The organism is Nostoc sp. 'Peltigera membranacea cyanobiont' 232 (genome assembly GCF_002245985.1).
Taxonomy (GTDB): Bacteria; Cyanobacteriota; Cyanobacteriia; order Cyanobacteriales; family Nostocaceae; genus Nostoc.
The window spans coordinates 48,850-68,718 of record NZ_NOLK01000038.1; the positions used below are offsets into that span (position 1 = coordinate 48,850).

Annotated in this window: 11 protein-coding genes and 1 pseudogene; 7 read left to right on the top strand and 5 right to left on the bottom strand. The window is 41.6% G+C overall.

Going from position 1 to position 19,869, the window contains the following annotated elements; all coding sequences use genetic code 11:
* Positions 1-345: 345 nt before the first annotated feature.
* The gene (locus CDG79_RS15210; RefSeq protein WP_094342868.1) at positions 346-3,861 is read left to right on the top strand and encodes a beta strand repeat-containing protein; all 3,516 of its coding nucleotides are present in this window, start codon (positions 346-348) and stop codon (positions 3,859-3,861) included.
* A gap of 98 nt (positions 3,862-3,959) precedes the next feature.
* Here the strand turns inward: CDG79_RS15210 and CDG79_RS15215 are convergent.
* From CDG79_RS15215 to gatB, 3 genes and pseudogenes are all read right to left on the bottom strand, one after another.
* Positions 3,960-4,487, bottom strand: a pseudogene (locus CDG79_RS15215) (nitrate ABC transporter ATP-binding protein); the annotation flags it as partial.
* Between the two features lie 186 nt (positions 4,488-4,673).
* A complete protein-coding gene (argJ, locus tag CDG79_RS15220) occupies positions 4,674-5,936 on the bottom strand; it encodes a bifunctional ornithine acetyltransferase/N-acetylglutamate synthase (RefSeq protein WP_094342869.1) in 1,263 nt (420 codons plus the stop codon).
* Between the two features lie 826 nt (positions 5,937-6,762).
* The gene (gatB, locus tag CDG79_RS15225; RefSeq protein ID WP_094342870.1) at positions 6,763-8,241 is read right to left on the bottom strand and encodes an Asp-tRNA(Asn)/Glu-tRNA(Gln) amidotransferase subunit GatB; all 1,479 of its coding nucleotides are present in this window, start codon (positions 8,239-8,241) and stop codon (positions 6,763-6,765) included.
* Positions 8,242-8,654: 413 nt separating this feature from the next.
* Here gatB and CDG79_RS15230 point away from each other — a divergent pair, with 413 nt between their 5' ends.
* Positions 8,655-9,002, top strand: coding sequence for a hypothetical protein (locus CDG79_RS15230; RefSeq protein WP_094342871.1), 348 nt, complete (start codon positions 8,655-8,657; stop codon positions 9,000-9,002).
* Between the two features lie 52 nt (positions 9,003-9,054).
* Here the strand turns inward: CDG79_RS15230 and CDG79_RS15235 are convergent, their stop codons facing one another.
* Positions 9,055-10,062 (bottom strand): cyanophycin synthetase, encoded by a 1,008-nt coding sequence (locus CDG79_RS15235; RefSeq protein ID WP_094342872.1) that lies wholly within the window; start codon positions 10,060-10,062, stop codon positions 9,055-9,057.
* Between the two features lie 784 nt (positions 10,063-10,846).
* On the opposite strand from CDG79_RS15235, the gene CDG79_RS15240 reads away from it, so the two are divergent.
* The 3 genes from CDG79_RS15240 to CDG79_RS15250 all read left to right on the top strand — a co-directional run bounded on the left by CDG79_RS15240 (position 10,847) and on the right by CDG79_RS15250 (position 16,807).
* Positions 10,847-11,083 carry a hypothetical protein gene (locus tag CDG79_RS15240; protein WP_094342873.1) on the top strand — a complete coding sequence of 79 codons (237 nt, stop codon included), beginning with the start codon at positions 10,847-10,849 and terminating at the stop codon, positions 11,081-11,083.
* Between the two features lie 553 nt (positions 11,084-11,636).
* On the top strand, positions 11,637-15,842 hold the full coding sequence (locus CDG79_RS15245; RefSeq protein ID WP_094342874.1) for a PAS domain S-box protein: 4,206 nt from the start codon (positions 11,637-11,639) through the stop codon (positions 15,840-15,842).
* Complete coding sequence (locus tag CDG79_RS15250) at positions 15,839-16,807, top strand: response regulator (protein ID WP_094342875.1); 969 nt, start codon at positions 15,839-15,841, stop codon at positions 16,805-16,807. The genes CDG79_RS15245 and CDG79_RS15250 overlap by 4 nt, the downstream gene beginning before the upstream one ends.
* Positions 16,808-16,887: 80 nt before the next feature.
* Here CDG79_RS15250 and CDG79_RS15255 read toward each other — a convergent pair whose 3' ends face one another.
* Complete coding sequence (locus CDG79_RS15255) at positions 16,888-18,024, bottom strand: cob(I)yrinic acid a,c-diamide adenosyltransferase (RefSeq protein WP_094342876.1); 1,137 nt, start codon at positions 18,022-18,024, stop codon at positions 16,888-16,890.
* 236 nt (positions 18,025-18,260) lie between these two features.
* On the opposite strand from CDG79_RS15255, the gene fraC reads away from it, so the two are divergent.
* Complete coding sequence (gene fraC, locus CDG79_RS15260) at positions 18,261-18,800, top strand: filament integrity protein FraC (protein ID WP_094333395.1); 540 nt, start codon at positions 18,261-18,263, stop codon at positions 18,798-18,800.
* Between the two features lie 56 nt (positions 18,801-18,856).
* Complete coding sequence (fraD, locus tag CDG79_RS15265) at positions 18,857-19,864, top strand: septal junction protein FraD (RefSeq protein WP_094342877.1); 1,008 nt, start codon at positions 18,857-18,859, stop codon at positions 19,862-19,864.
* Positions 19,865-19,869 lie beyond the last annotated feature (5 nt).

Consider the following 19,869-nt stretch of genomic DNA (forward strand, 5'->3'; position numbering starts at 1 on the left):
GGTAATTTTTAGGCATTCAATTAGAAGACTTTTTGTTGTTTATTCAGTGATTTCTACTGAACAAAGATAATTTATTTAACCCAAAATAACCAAATACCTTGAATGCATACCCTCATTAGTTTGTACAGCGCTTAAGGCTTAGATAGTTGGAGATAGTTAGATTCAGTACTACGTACAAGCCATTATATGGGCAAATTTTCGAGAAATATTCCGATCCTCAAGGGTGAGTGATAAAGTATGCCGAAAACGTCAAATTTCGGCGAGTTGTTTGTGCCCAAAAACAGCACTAACAGCAGATTCTGAATTTAAGTTACTAAAAAAAATAGATTGAGGTAGGTAAAAGTCATGGCAAGTATCATTGGAACCAACGGTAACGATACCCTATACGGCGGTGGCGACGACACCTTGACTGGTGGAGGCGGCAACGATATTTATGATATACCAGGCGATTCCTCTGGTGTCGTCACCATCAGCGATTTTGGTGGCATAGGTAAAGGCATCAATCCATCGGCAGCAGTCATTGCCGAAGTAGACACGTTAAGATTTTCTTACGATGATTCCCTCAATGCCGAAAATTTACTGCTGACTCAGAAGGGCAACAATCTGGAAATCAGCTTTGAACCGTTTCCTTTATATAGTCCTAAAGTCATCCTGCAAAACTTTGCCTTGGAAAATCTGGATAATCTCAGCACATCTACAGGAGCCAAAGTAAACTTAGGCAATATCCTGTTTAATGGGCAAACTAGTATCACAGATAGCTTTGATGTCTTCAATGCCAACTCCACCCAAAGCACAGTCTTTAACAAAAATACAGTCACCTTCCTCAACGACCTGAACAATAATGTTAACGGCTTTGATAACTCAGATGATGTCATCAATGGTCAGGGAGGTGATGACAAAATTGACGGCAAAAGTGGTAATGACCGTTTGCGGGGTGGTGCAGGGAATAATACTCTGATTGGTGGTGTGGGCAATGATATCTTGGATGTTGAATATTCAACAGGCAACAACATCCTTAACGGTGACACTGGTGACGATTACTTGAATGCTGGGGCTTCATCAGGCAATAACCTGCTATCTGGTGGCGATGGCAACGATACTCTCTACGCCTCTTACATTTTTATAAACCCTTATGGCTATGGCTATACTGCCTCATTAGGTAATAACACCCTTAACGGTGGCGCTGGTGACGATTACTTGAATGCTGAGTCTCCAAAAGGCAATAACCTGCTATCTGGTGGCGATGGCAATGATACTCTCACCACCTCTGGTGTTTTTACTTATAGAGCAGATCCTAATTTTATCTCATCAGGGAATAACACTCTCAACGGTGGCGCTGGTGACGATTACTTGATGGCTGAGGCTTCATCAGGGAATAATCTGCTATCTGGTGGTGATGGCAATGATTATCTTGATATCTCTAGTATTCCCACTTACTACGATGGTATATTCTTGTCTTCAGGCGATAATACTCTCAACGGTGGTGCTGGTGATGATACCTTGAGGGCTGAGGATTCAACAGGAAATAACTTCCTCTTTGGAGACGATGGCAATGATTCCTTCTATCTAAGTTTAGAGAATCAAACGGTAGATGGGGGTAAGGGTGACGATTTGTTGTCCGTTGATTACAGTTATTACGTCAGTGTTACAGAAGGAATTACAACGACATTCAATCCTACTAATAACACTGGCTCAATTACGGCCGGCACCTATCAGGTTAATTACAAGGATATCGAACGATTAAATATCTCAGGTACAGGTTACAATGACAACATTGTGGGTGACAGTGGCAACGATACCCTTTCCACAGGCTATGGCGGCAATGATACCATAGATGGGGGTGAGGGTGACGATGTGTTGTCCGTCAATTACAATGATACTACTGGGGGAATTACAACGACATTCAATCCTACTACTAACATTGGTTCAATTAAAGCGGGTACGAATCAGGTTAGTTACAAGAATATCGAACGATTAAATATCTTAGGTACAGGTTACAATGACAACATTGTGGGTAACAGTGGCAACGATACCCTCTCTGGGGGCGCTAGTGGCAATGATACCATAGATGGGGGTGAGGGTGACGATGTGTTGTCCGTCAATTACAATTATGCTGCTGTGGCGATCGCTTCAACTTACAATGCCACTACTAACACTGGCTCAATTACGGCAGGTACGAATCGGGTTAGTTACAAGAATATCGAACGATTAAATATCTTAGGTACAGAATACAATGACTTAATTGTGGGGAACAGTGGCAACGATACCCTCTCCGGGAGCAGAGGTAATAACACCCTAACTGGTGGCGCAGGCAATGATAGATTTGTTTACGACTTTAGCGGCAGCGTTGATGTTATTACCGATTTCGGTGGCATAGGTAAAGGCTCAAATCCCTCAGCAACCGTGATTGCCTCCTCAGATACCTTGCAATTTACAGGCGATCAATTCACTGCCCTCACTGCTCAAAATCTACAATTAACTCAAAATGGTAACAACTTAGAAATTACCTTTGAAGGTTCTGCTGGTAGCAAAGTCATTCTGCAAAACTTCAAATTAGAAAACCTGGATAATCTGCCAGCAACTTCTTCACGACCTGCTATTGGCAATATCTTGTTTGATGGACAAACCAGCATCACCGACAGTTTTGATGTGTTTGATGCTAATTCCACTCAAACTACCCTGTTCAATAAGAATACTGTTACCTTCCTCAATGACCTATCCAACAATATTACAGGTTTTGACAACTCCAATGATGTCATCAATGGTCAAGGAGGTGACGACATCATCAACGGTTTGAGTGGTAATGACATTCTTAGAGGTGGTGCGGGAAATGATACTCTCATTGGTGGTGCGGGAAATGATGCCCTCAACGGTGGTGCAGGTGATAATATCCTTGATGGTGGTATTGGTAACGACAGTTTGAGTGCTAGCAGTTCAACAGGTAATAACATCCTCAATGGTGGTGCAGGTGACGATACATTGAATGCTAGCAGTTCAAAAGGTAATAACCTGCTCTCTGGGGGCGATGGCAATGATTATCTTTACATTTTTGATGCCTACGATTACTCCTACTCTTTAGGCAATAACACCCTCAATGGTGGTGCAGGTGACGATACATTGAATGCTAGTAGTTTACCAGGCTATAACCTGCTTTCTGGGGGTGATGGCAATGATTCTCTTGACATCTCTGGCTTTTACTACAATAGCTCCGACACTCGCTCAGTAGGCAATAACACCCTCAATGGTGGTGGAGGCGACGATACCTTGAGTGCTATCCGTTCAAGAGGCGATAACATCCTCTCTGGCGAGGATGGCAATGATTTCTTGGATGTTGAAGACTCAGAAGGCTATAATACCATCAACGGTGGCGGTGGCGATGATTATCTCTCTGCTTTTTTCGCTTCTGGTAATAACACCCTCAATGGGGGCGCTGGTAACGATAGTTTGAATGCTACAAGTTCAACAGGCGATAACTTCCTCTTTGGGGGAGATGGCAATGATATTCTGACAGGTGGCAACGGTAATGATACCCTCTATGGAGGAGATGGAACTGATACCTTTGCTTTCAATGGTTACAGTGAAGAAGGTATTGCTACTATTTATGACTTCAACGCAGCTAATGAACTCATTCAGGTATCGGCTGCTTATTTTGGTGGCGGGTTGTCAATAGGTTCACTCTCAGCTAATCAGTTTACTCTGGGAACATCTGCAACGACGATCGCTCAACGATTCATTTATGATAATTCTACAGGTGGACTGTATTTTGACCAAGATGGCAGTGCGGCTGGGTTTACTCAGGTAAAATTTGCCCAACTATCTGCTGGATTGTCACTAACCAACAACAATTTTGTGGTTGATTAACCGTGATTAGTAGAGACGCGAAATTAATTTCGCGTCTCTACTAAAGTTGATTCCGGGCTTCGTCACTAGTGCGATAGTTCCGCAGTTCGGCAAACTCTGTACCAATACCAGTTTTGCATTAAGCTGTAGTAACTGGGATGTTCTACTACTTCCATCCGCTTGCGGGGTCTGGGAATATCTACTTCTAAAATGTCACCGATTTTAGATTCGGGGCCGTTGGTTAGCATCACGATTCTGTCAGATAATAGTACTGCTTCATCGACATCATGTGTAACCATGACGGCAGTTACTTGATTTTCTTCGCAGATTTGCATCAGTTGTTCTTGCAAATTGCCGCGTGTGAGTGCATCCAATGCACCAAAGGGTTCATCTAGCAAGAGTAATTTGGGACGAATTGCTAAGGCGCGGGCGATCGCAACTCGCTGTTTTTGTCCACCTGATAACATTCCCGGTTGTTTGTCTGCATGGGGACGCAAACCCACCATATCAATATGTTTTTCGATAATAGCGTTTCGCTCATCGGCGGGTATACCCTTCATTACCGAGTCTACAGCGAGGGCAATATTTTCTCTTACCGTCCGCCAAGGTAATAGCGAATAATTTTGGAACACCACCATTCTATCAGGAAGCTTTTATCTATAAATGACTATTATGTTGGGATTATGATTTATATAACAATCCTATTTGATTTGCTCTCGACTGAAAAGCTCAGATCCCCGACATCTTCAAGAAGTCAGGGATCTTTTTGTTCGTAACTTCTGCACAAATAATTAGTTATGGTTTTCTCAACCTAGTAAATAGATGTGAGAAGTTTAAGTAGTGTATTCGGCGTTAATCCTCACGTAGTCGTAACTCAAATCACAACCCCAAGCTTTACCGACACCATAACCATTGCCAACATTAACAGAAATTAACACCGTATCCTCTTGGAGATAAGCACCTATCGCCGCTTTTTTCAAATAAGCACTCGCTGCTGCACGATCAAAAGTTAAGGGTTGTCCGTTTTCCAACATTAAAAAATCCCCTAACTTAATTTGCAGGTTTTCTTGTTCAAAAGGTATACCTGCACGTCCAGCGGCGGCGGCGATACGTCCCCAGTTGGGATCTCGTCCAAAGATTGCAGATTTAACTAAGGATGAACCAACGATAGTTTTGGCTATTTGTCTGGCTGAGAGTTCATCATGGGCCCCTGTTACTTCCACTTCTATTAGACAGGTTGCACCTTCACCATCACGAGCGATCGCTTTGGCTAAATGCTGACAAACTGCTGTTAACATGGCCTCTAATTTCTCTGCTTCTGCACCCCATTCTGTAATTGCTGGGGTGCGAGATTGACCGTTTGCCAAGGCGATTAAGCTGTCGTTGGTACTGGTATCACCATCCACTGTGATGGAATTAAAGCTTCTATCAGCCGCCCTTGCTAACATTTGTTGCCAAAGGGCTGGCGAAACCATAGCATCACAAGTAACAAATGCTAGCATGGTTGCCATGTTGGGGTGAATCATGCCGGAACCTTTGGCAATGCCGCCAATTCGTACTGGGCGTTGGCGCAGCCCGCCGGAGGCATCGCCTACGGTTGTCTCTAGGGCAATGGATTTTGTTACCAAATCTGTAGTGATAATCGCTCCGGCTGCGGCATCTGAGCCTGTTTCTGATAGTGCTGCTACTACTTTCGGAATTCCGCTTCGCAAAGCATCCATCTTAATTCTTTGACCAATCACCCCAGTAGAAGCCAATAAGACAGATTCAGACGAGATGTTCAGTGCTTGGGCTATTGCCAGAGCAGACTCTAAGGTATCAAGGTAGCCTTGATTACCTGTAGCGGCATTTGCTTGTCCAGCGTTACAAAGGATCGCACGAGTGCTATGTTTGGCTTGCAAGCGTTGACGACAATATTCTACACAGGCAGCTTTAACTTGACTAGTGGTGAAGACACCAGCTGCGATCGCTTCCACCTCTGAGAATATCAAAGCTAAATCCGGCAACCCCGAAGGTTTCAACCCTGCGGTAATTCCTGCCGCCTGATACCCCCTTGGTGCTGTGACACCACCTGTTATTTTTTGCCAATCTGCCATTATTCGTCCTTACAACTATCAGTTTGGATAGGTCAATTTGTGCTTTAGCAAAGTGTTGAGTTAGGAGAGACGCGATTAATCGCGTCTGTACAGGAGTTAGGAATTTCCCCCAATCCTTAATCTTCATTGTGAGTTTATTTGCTGATGGCAATAATAATGCACCAGTTGGCGATTAGCATAATTGTTTTTACCTTTCTTATGACGAAAGACAAATATAGCCTTCCGATTTGATTTCTGAAAATATCCGTAGGATCTGTTAGCACGGAGAGTACGGCATCAAACCCTTGATAAGAGTGCGTTACAAACTCTGTTCTAACCCAACGCCAGTTGCTACAACGGAGGGAACCTCCGCAACGCACTGGCTCCTCTACAATACCTAATTTCGTTCAAAAATCAAATAGTAATCCTATATGAAAAAAGAGAGCTCCTAAGTAGCTCTCCAGATCGTTACGGTGCATCTTTTTATTCCGATATATATTTTCTTACTTAAGGGTTAATACTTATTTATTAAGATTTTTTATAAGAATTGATGAAGCTTCTCCATAAAAACTGTGAAACAAAATAAAAAAGAGAGCTACTTAGGCAGCTCTCCAGATCATCAGGGTGCATCTACTTACCACACTATATCATTTTAGGTATGCGGGTTGTCACCAATTTTTATATGAAGATTTGATGAAGAAACACCGATAAAATACTTACTTGGGAATTGGGCATTGGAAAAGACTTACTGCAACTCCCCTCTTCTCCTTTGCCCTTCACCCAATAAAGTTGACTTGAGAGATGACTTGTAAAATGTCTAAAACTCTTACTGAACAGTAATTACGAATTACAAGGCGTTCAGTTTTTTTTCCACCAATTCATTAGTCAGCTTCGGATCGGCACGTTTAGCTGTCTTTTTCAGAACTTGTCCGACAAAGAAGCCTTTAAGGTTGGTGTTACCGTTGCGATACTTTTCTAGTTCTTTGGGATTAGCAGCTATGACTCCATCGACGATGGGTTCTAGTACACTAGGATCGCTGATTAACTCAAGACCTGCAAAAGCTTTTTCAGGAGAAATCCCACTGAGCAAATCTGGCAACTTTTCTTTAGCTTGAGCATTGCTAATTTTGCCTGTTTCAATGCGAGTGATGATATCAGCTAAATTGGTGGGAGTCAGTCCAATTTCAGTAATACTGAGTTTTTGCTTATTAAGGTGGGCGGCGATATCTTGAGTAATCCAGTTTGCAGCAGCTTTGGGATTTGCTCCAGATGCGATCGCAGTTTCAAAATATTCCGTTACTGGACGATCTTCTGTCAACACTCGCGCGTCATAAGCCGAAAGCCCCAACTCATTTTCATAATGATGGCGTTTTTGGGCTGGTAATTCTGGTATTTCGCTACGCCATTGCTCTAATTGAGCATCCGTCACCTCAATTGGTGCTAAATCTGGTTCGGGGAAGTAGCGATAATCGCTAGAACCTTCCTTTATCCGCATACTACTTGTACGTTGAGCGCCTTCTTCCCACAGGCGAGTTTCTTGGATGATGCTCGCGCCTGCTTCGATGGCGGCAATTTGGCGCTCAATTTCGTAGTCAATCGCCCGTTGGATGGCACTGAAGGAGTTCATGTTTTTTATTTCTACCTTGGTACCAAATTCCTTTCGTCCCACTGGACGTACAGAAATGTTGACATCGCAGCGCAGAGATCCTTCTTGCATATTCCCGTCACTCACGCCGAGATACCGGACAATCCGGCGTATCTCTTCGGCATATTCAGCAGCTTCCAATCCAGAACGCAGATCGGGTTCCGAGACAATTTCGACTAATGGTATACCTGCGCGATTGTAGTCTACTAGAGAATAGGAAGAACCAGAAAGGCGATCGCTACCTGCATGTACCAATTTTCCTGCATCTTCTTCCATGTGCAGACGTGTAATGCCAATACGTTTGCGGCTGGGATTCCCCTCAGCATCTACCAATTCTATTTCTAACCAACCATGTTCTGCGATCGGTAGATCGTATTGAGAAATTTGGTAATTTTTGGGTAAGTCAGGATAAAAATACTGTTTCCGGTCAAATTTGCTATATCTAGCGATTTGACAATTCAGTGCCAAACCAGCTTTGACAGCGTATTCTAATACTTTTTCATTGAGTACGGGTAAGACCCCAGGTAAACCCATACAAACCGGGTCAATGTTAGTATTTGGGTCAGCACCAAAGGCCGTAGAGCTATTAGAGAAAATCTTGGTGTTGGTACTCAGCTGACAATGGGTTTCTAGACCAATAATCGCTTCATATTCAGTTTTTACAGTTGTAGCAGTCGTCATAATATCACTATTTCGGCATAATCCTTCTAGTGGTACTATTGTAGCGGCGGATTGAGTTGCCCTGAAGACGGTTATTTGGGTGAGCAATGCTTACCCTCTTGAGCTTGAAAAGGGAGATGCAAACATAACGTGAAGAAAATTTTAATTTATTGGTTCTGGGGGTGCTGGTAAATCTACCTTAGCCCGCAAACTGGGAACCATCTTATATTAATACCTCAAACTCTTTAATAATAAATCAAACTATCAAAAAAAAATTAGCACTCTCGGCTTGTTAGTGCTAATTTTTGACTGAGGTTTAATGCCTATGATATAGACGAAAACCATACTTTTTCTAGATGCTTTAGTTACTTGTCAGACATTATATTAAAAAAATAAATCTTTCCTGCAAGTAAGTTAAAACTGGGAGTACTAAAATGAAATACACTTTTGATATTGTAGGAGTATCTCCACTTTTGCAATTTTTTAATCACCAGCAGCAAAATGGGCAAAAACCACCATACCAAGGAGTGGAATACTTGGGAATGCATACCTGTACACTAGATACGTTTATAGAATCGGTAGAATCAGTACCAGCCAAATGGGGTTGGAATCTAGATCGAGTAGTAGATACCGTGATTCAGTTTTGGTTGAACAACTCAGATAGTATTCGTTATTGGAAAGTACGTTTAAGTGATGCTGGTAAAGATAATTTACTAGTCACCAGATTGGCGGATATAAGAGCCTTACAAGCTGAATTTGAATCCCTATTAGATAAGGAGTGATGAAAAGATAACTAAATAGGAGTAGGAATTGCTCCGTATCCACCCAAAATCATTACTTTTCTCTATTATTCTCGTTTTCAAGTATTTTGAGAATTCTGAGATATAGATTTTCTACCCTCTGGGTCTGAACTTCACCAAATGATGCGTAGTGAGTTAAGCTAGGAGCGCCATTTACTTCAATAATTGTATAATCTACGATTGGTGAGGTTATATCACTAGTAAGAATGTCCACACCTGCTAATCTCAGTTCCATATCTTTTGTAATACTTACTGCTAATTTTTTAAAATCAGGATGGACAGTTTCTGTAAAGTCTATTGCCTCGCCCCCAGTCGATAAATTTGCATTATCTAAAAGATAAACAATATTATTCTTAGGGATCGCGCTACTAAAATTTAGCTTCCGTCTTCGCAAGTTTTTTTTTATTCTGTAATCTTCAAAATCTATAATTTCTTTCCTACCATTTTTGATAAAACTTTCCTGTTTTTGCTGCATGAGTTCTAAAACATTAGATTGACCATCTCCCGTTATAAATAAAGGAATTCTTTGATATGCCGAAACGACTTCATCATCAAGTACCACAATTCTATAGTCATTGCCACTATAAAATCGTTCAACAATAAATCCAGAGACTTTTTGCAAGATTTTCTTGGCTACTTGATAGTATTCTTGCTTATTATGAACCTTTGTAACAAATAATCCTTGACTGAGATTGATTGGCTTTACGATTACGGGAAAACCTAACTCTTTAGCATAATAGAATCCTGCATCTATATTCCTAATGTTAGCTATTTCTTCGCATAGTTCTTCACTGAAAAATGTTTTTCCCTCAGTAACTTTGTAGCCGAAGCTATTTAAAAAAAAGCTCGAAACACTTTTGTCTTTAGCTATTGCTACTGAACCAGATGAATTAATACTAAATCTGGTAGTCCGAAAAAAAGTTTTATTCCCGTTTTTAAAGGTAATCAGTCCCATAAAGGTGCATTCTGGGTTTACTAAAACTACTGCTCCTATTTCCTTTGCTACTTTTTGAATGATTGATGTTACAAATGGTATTTCCATTATCACAACTATAATTTTACCGGAGGAATTTTAACTTTGTTTATAGCAATTAGTCAAGATATTTTTAATTAAGGGACTTCCAAAAAATAAAATATACAGTAGGGTGTGTTAGGCGAAAGCCGTAACGCACCGAGATATCTGGCGGTGCGTTACGCTGTCGCTAACGCACCCTACAAAATTGGATATTTTTTTAATTGGAAGTCCCTAAACGATTACACTATATATTGTTCAAAAAGCTATACTGTAAACATGAATAAAAATTCATTTTTTACTATCTAAATAAATTATTAAATTTTAAGTATTCTCAAATAACTACAAAATAAAAAACGTAAATGCTCGCAATATAGCTTTACCGTAGGTGTGCAGCCCAACCTAGGCATCGTACTCATCGAAAATTAGAAGTGTGCCCACGCCCATTAATCTTATGCACGTTAATGTTCATCCTCTGATGAGTCTTTGATAGTCTTTTTTAAGACATTGTTGTTAGTTTTAGCACTGATACTGATTTTACCTGTGTGTATGGATACAAATCATGTAAACCCAATATTTGCCGAACTTTCTGCTTGAGCATTATTGTGTGCTGAAAACAATTGCAAATTAAGGCTTTGAGATTCATAGCTATCTGAAAATAACAACTTAGTTGGTCTAAAATATAGCGCTCAGTGTTGACAACTTATTAATAATCGAATAACAAGGTGGCAGCAGCATAAAAAAAAGCGTTGGTGCATTCCTACTTAGAAACTAATTAACGCCTTTCATTAAACTTCATACGGATAACATCATTATGCCAGAAAATACGGATAACCAAGCTTCTAAATCAGACAATCAAGCTATTGCTTATAAAGAACGTCTCAATTCTTGGGCGATCGCTCGTCTAGTTCCTAATACGCAAAGGGAAATTGTTGCTCGCTTCCGCAGCCGTTCTGATGCCGATGGCTATATGCGTCATCTCCCCCAGGAAATACCAAATGCTTCCTACATGGTTGTTTTTGATTGTCAACGCGAAGAAGCTGTGATTTAAACTACAGGTAATGGTCATTGGTCATTGGTCATTAGTCATTAGTCATTAGTATCTAATGACTAATGACTTTAATTTTCCTACAGCAATTCAAGAAAACCATAGCGTCGCGTCGCGATCGCGGTAGGATGTAGTCAGACAAACGATGTTTTCGTCGCCGTGGGATGATTTAATCCCTTTAACCCTTGCTCTTAATCCGATCGCAAAGAATTAAAAATGTGTAGGCGTAGCCCTTCAAAGACATTGCTTAAAACTCCAGATGGCAATTCACCCTTCACTTCAAAATTCTGGATGTTACCAACGAGCATATTGTCAAGCTAATTTTAAGGGTTTCCAGTAAATACTAAAGTGCTTACTACAAACTAATTTCAAGATTTTTACATTACTTAAATTACTTCGATTTATTCTCGGCTACTTAGTTAAGTAGAACCAGAAGTTATTAAATTTTTCTACCAATATTATATATTAACAAACTTCCGTAATTGCCCCCTTGCCATTGATATTTCAGATTACTTAAAAGTAAAAGCTAACCCTGAAAGTGCTGGAGGGTTAAAAAATGGTCAAACAGCACCGATATGACTGGTTAAAAGCTGTGATATTTTTCCGCAAACGAAAATTACTAGCTCTGTTGCTAGGGATTCTCTTCTCAATGTCTGTAGTCCTACTCTGGCAGAGACTTTCCATCCAAACTCCGGGGTTGTTAACACAAGTAGTATTGATAGCAGGCTTATTGCTTGTTGCTACACTGACATTATCAATATGTTTTGCTCTAACTATGAAAGCAAGTAACCAGCATATAACAGCAATAAATCAGGAGTTAACTCACAGGATTTTTAAACAGAAAGAGGTAGAAATTGACCTGCGCGGTAGCGAAAACCGTCTGCGACGGTTACTAGAGACTGTCAAGGTTATCCCTTGGGAATTAGACTTGAAAACTTGGCGATTTACTTACGTTGGGCCGCAAGCAGTAAGCTTGTTAAATTATGCGATCGCAGAATGGTACGAAGAAAACTTTTGGAGCGATCATCTGCATCCAGATGACAAGGAAAAGTCCATTCGTTTTTGCCGAGAAGCAACTGCTAGGTGCGAGAATTACGAATTGGAGTACCGGATGTTAGCAGTCGATGGGCGAGTTGTCTGGCTGCGAGACGTTGTTAGCGTAGTTGAGGAAGCAGGAACTGCTACGATGTTGAGGGGGTTTATGTTTGACATTACTGATTTAAAGCAGGTTGAAGAAACCTTGAGACTCAGGGAAAGGGCACTTGCTGCTACCAGTAATGGAATTATTATTGCCGATGCTAGACTCGCCTGCAATCCAGTTATTTACGTCAACTATGCCTTTGAGCAAATAACAGGCTACAGTGCTAATGAAGTGATTGGGCAAAACTGTCGATTTTTGCAACGCACAGATAGCCAGCAATCAGCACTCAATGAACTACGCTTATCTATTCAAGCTGGAACAAGTTGCAAAGTTATTCTCCGCAACTATCGAAAAGATGGTAATTTGTTCTGGAATGAGTTGAGTATTTCTCCTATCCATGACGAAAATGGCAACTTAAGCCACTTTATTGGAATTCAGACAGATATTAGCCACCGCAAGCAAGCTGAAGCTAGTTTGCGTCGGCAAGCCCTCACTTTTGAAAATATGCATGATGGCGTAATTATCACAGATTTAACCGGAAATATTATTGACTGGAATCCTGCTGCCGAAAGCATGTTTGGTTATACCAAAGTCGAGATTTTGGCTAAACATGTCAGTATTTTGCATCAGCCAGAAGTAGCCGCAACATTAAGCACCAAAATTCTCGAAACAATCAACCAGCAAGGACGCTGGTCAGAGGAAATATACTTTATTCGTAAAGATGGCAGTGAGAGAATTTGCGAAACAACTGTAGTCTCTTTACAGGATGAACACGGAGAAACTGTTGCCACGATTGGGATAAATCATGACATTACCGAAAACAAACGAGCAAAAGTTGCACTGCAACGGCAATTGCATCGAACCCTACTACTTGAACAAATTACTCAGGAAATTCGTCAAAGTCTTGATACCAGCAAAATCTTTGAGACGGCTGCTACCCAAATTGGCCAAGCATTTGGAGTTGAACGCTGTCTGATTCATTCTTACATTAGCGACCCCACACCCCGAATTCCCTTAGTAGCAGAGTATAATATACTTCCCGGTTACTGCTCCATGTTGAAATTGGAAGTTCCTATGACCAACAATCCACATGTTGAGCAGATGATGGCACAAGAAATAGCGATCGCTTCTCCAAATGTCTACGTCGATCCTTTACTCCAGGGAGTTGAACCTACCTGCCGAGAAATTGGACTCAAGTCTATGCTGTCAATCCGCACCTCCTATCAAGGAGAACCCAATGGTGCGATCGGCTTACATCAGTGCAGCTATTTTCGCCAGTGGACACAAGACGAAATCGAATTACTAGAAGCAGTGGCGGCTCAACTGGGTATTGCTTTAGCACAGGCTTACTTACTGGAACAAGAAACGCGCCAACGGGAAGAACTTACTTTGAAAAACTTTGCCTTAGAGCAGGCAAAACGTCAGGCAGAAGCCGCAAATCGGGCAAAAAGTGAGTTTTTAGCGATGATGAGTCACGAAATTCGGACTCCAATGAATGCTGTTATTGGCATGACCGATCTACTGCTGGATACTGACCTCACGCCCCAACAACAAGAATTTGTGGAAACAGTTCGCAGTAGCGGAGATGCTTTGCTCACCATCATCAACGACATTCTAGATTTCTCTAAAATTGAGTCGGGAAAGCTGGAATTAGAAGAACAGCCTTTTGATTTGAGAGCCTGTGTAGAACAGGCTATTTCTTTATTAGCCCCTAAAGCTGCCCAAAAAGACATTGAACTAGCTTACCTAATCCATCCGCAAGTTCCCACCCAGATTATCGGCGATATGACACGTCTGCGCCAAGTCTTAATGAATCTCCTCAACAATGCGATTAAGTTTACTGAACATGGAGAAGTTGTACTATCTGTTGAACTGGGGAATGGGGATCGGGGATTAGGGAACTCGGTGCCACCTCTGGAGATAAGGGGTAATGGGGATTTGGATCGAGAAATTTCTTCCCTGTCCCCAGTCCCCGATCCCCGATCCCCAATACCTCTTGTCCAAGAGCAACTTCTCTACGAAATTCAATTTGCTATCCAAGATACAGGTATTGGCATCACACCAGAGAAAATAGAGCGCTTATTTCACCCCTTCACTCAGGCTGATGTCTCCATGACTCGACGATATGGCGGCACAGGACTAGGACTAGTCATCAGCAAGCGGCTAAGTAAGATGATGGGCGGCACTCTTTGGGTAGAAAGTCAAGGATTTGTTGGTGGCAATCCTAGCCCTAGATGGAAAAGTGGAAAATTATTATCATCTCCTTACACTTCCCAAGGTTCAACATTCTACTTCACCATTACAGCCCAAGTGCCTGCTGTATCAGAGCAAGGTGAATTTAGTAATTCGCCGATGCAGTTTGAAGGAAAGCGCCTGTTGATTGTAGATGACAATCTGACCAACCGCCAAATTATCAGCTTGCAAGCAGAGTCTTGGAAAATGGAAACTTATGCTGCTAAATCAGGTGAAGAAGCTTTAGCTCAACTTGCTCAGGGAACACAGTTTGATATTGCCATTTTAGATATGCAAATGCCGGAAATAGATGGCATAACCCTAGCTTGTCAAATCCGCAAACAATCTGGTTGTCAAAATCTACCTTTAGTGATTCTGACCTCTTTGGGTAGAGGAGAAACTTTCTCTGACTTTGGTGATGTCCAGTTTGCTGCCTCTTTGACCAAACCTATTAAACAGTCTCAACTCTACGATGTTATTACCCGTGTTTTGGGAAATCAGCCGATCCCAGCCAGTATTTCTCATTTTCCCTTGGTAGATCGGCATTTAGCCCATCGATTGCCACTGCGGATTCTCCTAGCAGAGGATACGGTTGTTAATCAGAAAGTTGCTTTACTGATGTTACAGAAAATGGGTTATGAGGCGGATGTCGTCACCAATGGAGTAGAAGTACTCAAGGCTTTGCAAAAACAGCCTTATGACCTAGTGCTGATGGATATCCACATGCCTGAAATGGATGGGTTAGAAGCATCCCGGAGAATTTGTCAAGAATGGGAAGCGGGTTTTCGCCCCTATATCATTGCAATAACTGCCAATGCGATGCGGGGCGATCGCGAAGTCTGTCTTGCTGCTGGTATGGATGACTATATTAGCAAACCTATTCAGTTTCAAGATTTAGCTCAAGCACTCAGCAAATGCCCACGTCAAAGAAGTATTGAATTCCCTTCCATAGTCAAACAAGATCGAGTGATGTCCAAAGAATTGCAAACTTCGCAAAATATCCTCCAAGAAGGGCAAAACCAGACATTAAAAAACGCCAAAATTGATCTCAATATTCTGAAATCCTTGCGGGATATGGTCAGAGGAGATAGTGTTATATTTTCTGAACTGATTGAGTGTTATCTTACAGAGACAGCGAAACTGGTGGAAAATATTAGCACAGCGCTCGCAACTCAGGATGCCCAAACTATATGGAAGGCAGCCCACCAACTCAAGTCTAGCAGTGGCTTTATCGGAGCGATGGCCTTAGCGCAGCTTTGCAGGGTGTTAGAAGCCCAAGGACGCAGCAGTAAATTAGAAAACAGCGTAGAATCACTCTCGCAACTATACCAGGAGTATGAACAAGTTAGAACAGCCTTAGAAAAAGAACTTGCGAAGGAAACGCCATGAATGCCACTGCTCAAGAAAGCCAATCTTTAGTTCTAATTGTTGATGATGAACCTTTTATCCGCATGATCCTGCGGCATTTCTTGGAGCGAGAAGGCTATAAAATAGTGGAAGCTCAAAATGGTAGGGAAGCTTTAACTGCTTTTAACCAACAGCACCCTGACATAATACTTCTTGATGCCATAATGCCAGATATGGATGGGTTTGAGTGTTGCACTGAGTTGGAACTTCTTGATTGTAGTAAACACACTCCAGTTTTAATGATTACAGGACTTGAGGATCAAGAGTCAGTCGATCGGGCATTTGCAGTGGGGGCAATGGACTATGTAACCAAACCGATTCACTGGCCAGTTTTGCGACAACGGGTAAAACGCTTGATTCACCAATCTCAGTTACAGCAAAAACTAGAAACCGTTAATCTGGAATTACAGCGATTAGTTACTATTGATGGATTAACTCAAGTAGCTAACCGCCGACGGTTTGAAGAGTATCTTAACCAAGAGTGGCAGCGCCTAAAACGGGAGCAACGGCCGCTTTCGCTGATTCTTTGTGATGTTGATTTCTTCAAATTATATAACGATACTTATGGGCATCGGGTAGGCGATCGCTGTCTTCAAGAAATTGCTAAAGCCATTAAAGATATTATTAAACGTCCCGGCGATCTAGTTGCCCGTTATGGTGGGGAAGAATTTGCTGTGATTTTACCTAACACAGACACCGAGGGGGCGACTCATATTGCCGAGGAAATTTGCCATGCTGTCCGCACACTGGCAATACCTCATAAAAATTCCCAAGTTAGTCCTCATGTAACCATTAGTGTCGGGTTTACGACAGAAATTCCTCAGCTAGATTCTGACTTGGAAGAAATGATTGCCGCAGCAGATCGGGCATTATATCAAGCAAAGGCAGCAGGACGCGATCGCTTTGTACAAAATCTCATCCTCCCCAGAAGTAAAAACTCCCGCTAGTGCGCCAAACTTCACACATTTTCTATCTCTTGAAAATGCAAACTCACCTTTTAAGGGATGGGGAAGCTAATCAGCAACGCCTAAAAATCTACCCCTCGTTTAAGTTCTACACCTTGATTTGCATAGTGTTTGTGGCAATAAACCTCTGAATGAACGCTAGCTAAGTCAAAGTACGCCGGCTGATTTTGACAGCGGCCAGTGATGATGATTTCAGTGTCGCGGGGTTTGCGGAGTAAAGCTTGAACAATGGGTTCAACGGGGAGTAATTCTAAATCAACAGTGGGGTTGAGTTCATCGAGAATAATAGTTTTATACATTCCAGAGGCGATCGCAACTTTCGCGATTTCCCAACCCCGCTCGGCTTCTACATAGTCTAATTCTTGCCGGGAATTGCGCCAGACAATGGAATCGCCACCACAACGCTGATGATCCACTACTTCTGGATATGATTGCTGCAAGGCGGCGATCGCTGCGTCTTCTGTGTAGCCAGTACCACCTTTAAGCCACTGCATAATTAACACACGGGTAGACCCTGGATGATTGATTCCCCTACCAATGGCCTGTAAGGCTTTGCCTAATGCACTAGTAGACTTACCTTTCCCAGCACCAGTATAAATTTCAATCCCTTCCAGGAAGAGGGCTTTGGCTGTTGGATGGTGATGAGGTTTCATTTCTGAATGCAAATCTGCAATATCAAGCAACTTTTGCGGTGCGGCGCGTCCGGTGGCGATGATTTCTAACTCTTGGGGTTTAGATTTTAATGTCTTTACCACTTCATCCACTGGTAGCAAACCCAAATCCAGAACGGGGTTAATTTCATCCAAGACGACAACTGAATATAAACCGCTAGCGATCGCACCTTTGGCTACATCCCAACCCCGCATCGCCTCAGCTCGGTCAAAGGTGGTAATTTCTTCTGGGCCAAAAAATTCGGCTCTCCCAGTGCGAACCTGGTCTATTAAATGGGGAAACCCACGCTGCAAAGCTGCGATCGCGCCATCTTCGTCATAATCACGTTCCGGCCCTTTTAAAAATCGCAGCAGTAAAACCCGGTTAGAATCGCTAGGCGTATTTATCCCCAAGCCAATAGAGCGCAAAACCACCCCCAAAGCAGCTTGAGACTTGCCTTTACCCAGTCCATCGTAGACGTGAATTTGACCAATGAGGCGTTCCTGACGCACTTGCGCCGTCCGAATACCAATACCGTTCCTTGTCATATATTGAAAAGCTATAAGTTGCAGTCTTTAATCTTACCTAACGTCTTGTAATCTTAGTAGAGAAACTACCCCGCTAGCGCGTCCGTATAAGGTTCAGCTTGATGTATTAACAATATCAATCAGGGAGTAGTGGCATACCAGCATAATAAAGGACAAGAACAATATGATAATTTCCCCCATCACCCTCACTATCCCAGTTATACTCTCTACAGTTAAACCTTACCCTTGACTATGTTATGCCTGAGAATTGGATGCTTCCGAGAATTTTTCCCATTGGTGGAGTTCTGTTTGACTTTTTATTTGTACTAATTGCCATTCCTATCGAAGCGTATATTTTGCACTATCGACTAAAATTTGACAAAAAAACCAGTATTTTTTATGCTATTTCTCTCAATCTTTTTTCTAGTGTAATTGGTTGGTTAATATTTTTTGTAGCAGAACCAATGTTGCCGATAGAGGTGAGATCGGAATTAATTAACTATATGTTTTTTAATAATTTTAAAGCACCCAATACACAAACTTTCATAATCTTAACCGCCTTTATAATTTTCTTTGCTACTTTTGTGATGAAATTTTTCATTTTAAAGGTATTGCTACTATCATTAAATGAATCATTTGCGAAAAAAGAAGAGGAAGCTCCAATATCTCAACGGCGGCGATGGAGTACTTTTAGCAATCTGAGATTACAAAGTACCAATTTGGTAACGACTATACTAATAGCGAATTCTCTTAGCTATACTGCTATAACTATTATTTTATTGTTTCGAGCAAAATAGCAGGGTTTTACTTCATTAAAAGGAAGACAAGTGAGTGATTAGGTGGAAGGAGGAATATGAATACGCTACTTAAAGATGTATTTGGTTTTTTTAAATTTGCTGAAGGGCTGTATGCGGGAATTAGAAAATTATTAGTTCCACCCAAAGCTTACTCTTGGCAGACATTTATTTATATGAGTGTCTTTTCTTGGGTGCTTTCATCTTTGGCTACAGGCTATGTCAAAGATATTATTGCCTTTTTCGGTTGGTTATTTTTAATTTCAGGCACAGCTTGGTATACAACTCAAGATCCTTTGAGGGTTCCTGGTACATTTATGCCAGTTGGGGCAGTGATTACTGGATTCTTAGTGAGTGTTTTTGCCTTTGGAAATCAAGAGGAAGTAATTACACCAAGAATAATCGTTTTTTGGCCGACAATTTCGGCACTGATTACGGCAATACCAGAATTTATTGAAGGAACCGACACTGATGCTAAAGCGAGAATTCCTAAGCCCCAAGACCGCCAAAGAATCATAATTTTAGTTGCTAGTAGTATGCTGCTAAGTTGCTGGATTCAGTTTTATTTTGTGATGGATCATTGGTTTCAACAATATCCAAGTTTGCAGGCAGATACTTTTAAACGTAGTACCTTTGTTGTCAGAACAGAAGAACGATTAAAAATCCCACAAAATGGGGTTGTAATTCTAGAGAGACTTCAACCAATAGTAGAAGAACAAATAGACAAAACATCTTGGTCGGAAGTAGAGAAATGGTTGCTAGATGCAAAACAGCGGGTAGGGACTCTGGGTAGGGGAGTAATTCAAAAAAACTTGGGTAAATATGAAGAGAAGGATTTATGGCGCGTTGAACCGCGTGTAGCTAATACTAAATCTGGATATATATTAGACTTATTAAGTATTTGGAGCGGCCCAAGTTCTAACCCACGGGGCTATTACTTAAGAAAATCTTGTCGAATTGAACCAGTTGCAGTAACCAGTAATTCAGGGAATAAGATTCCAGTTGCTGAAATTGAATGCGATCGCGCCAGTAGATTAATTCCAGGAGCGCCACCTCCACAACAGTGATAAGT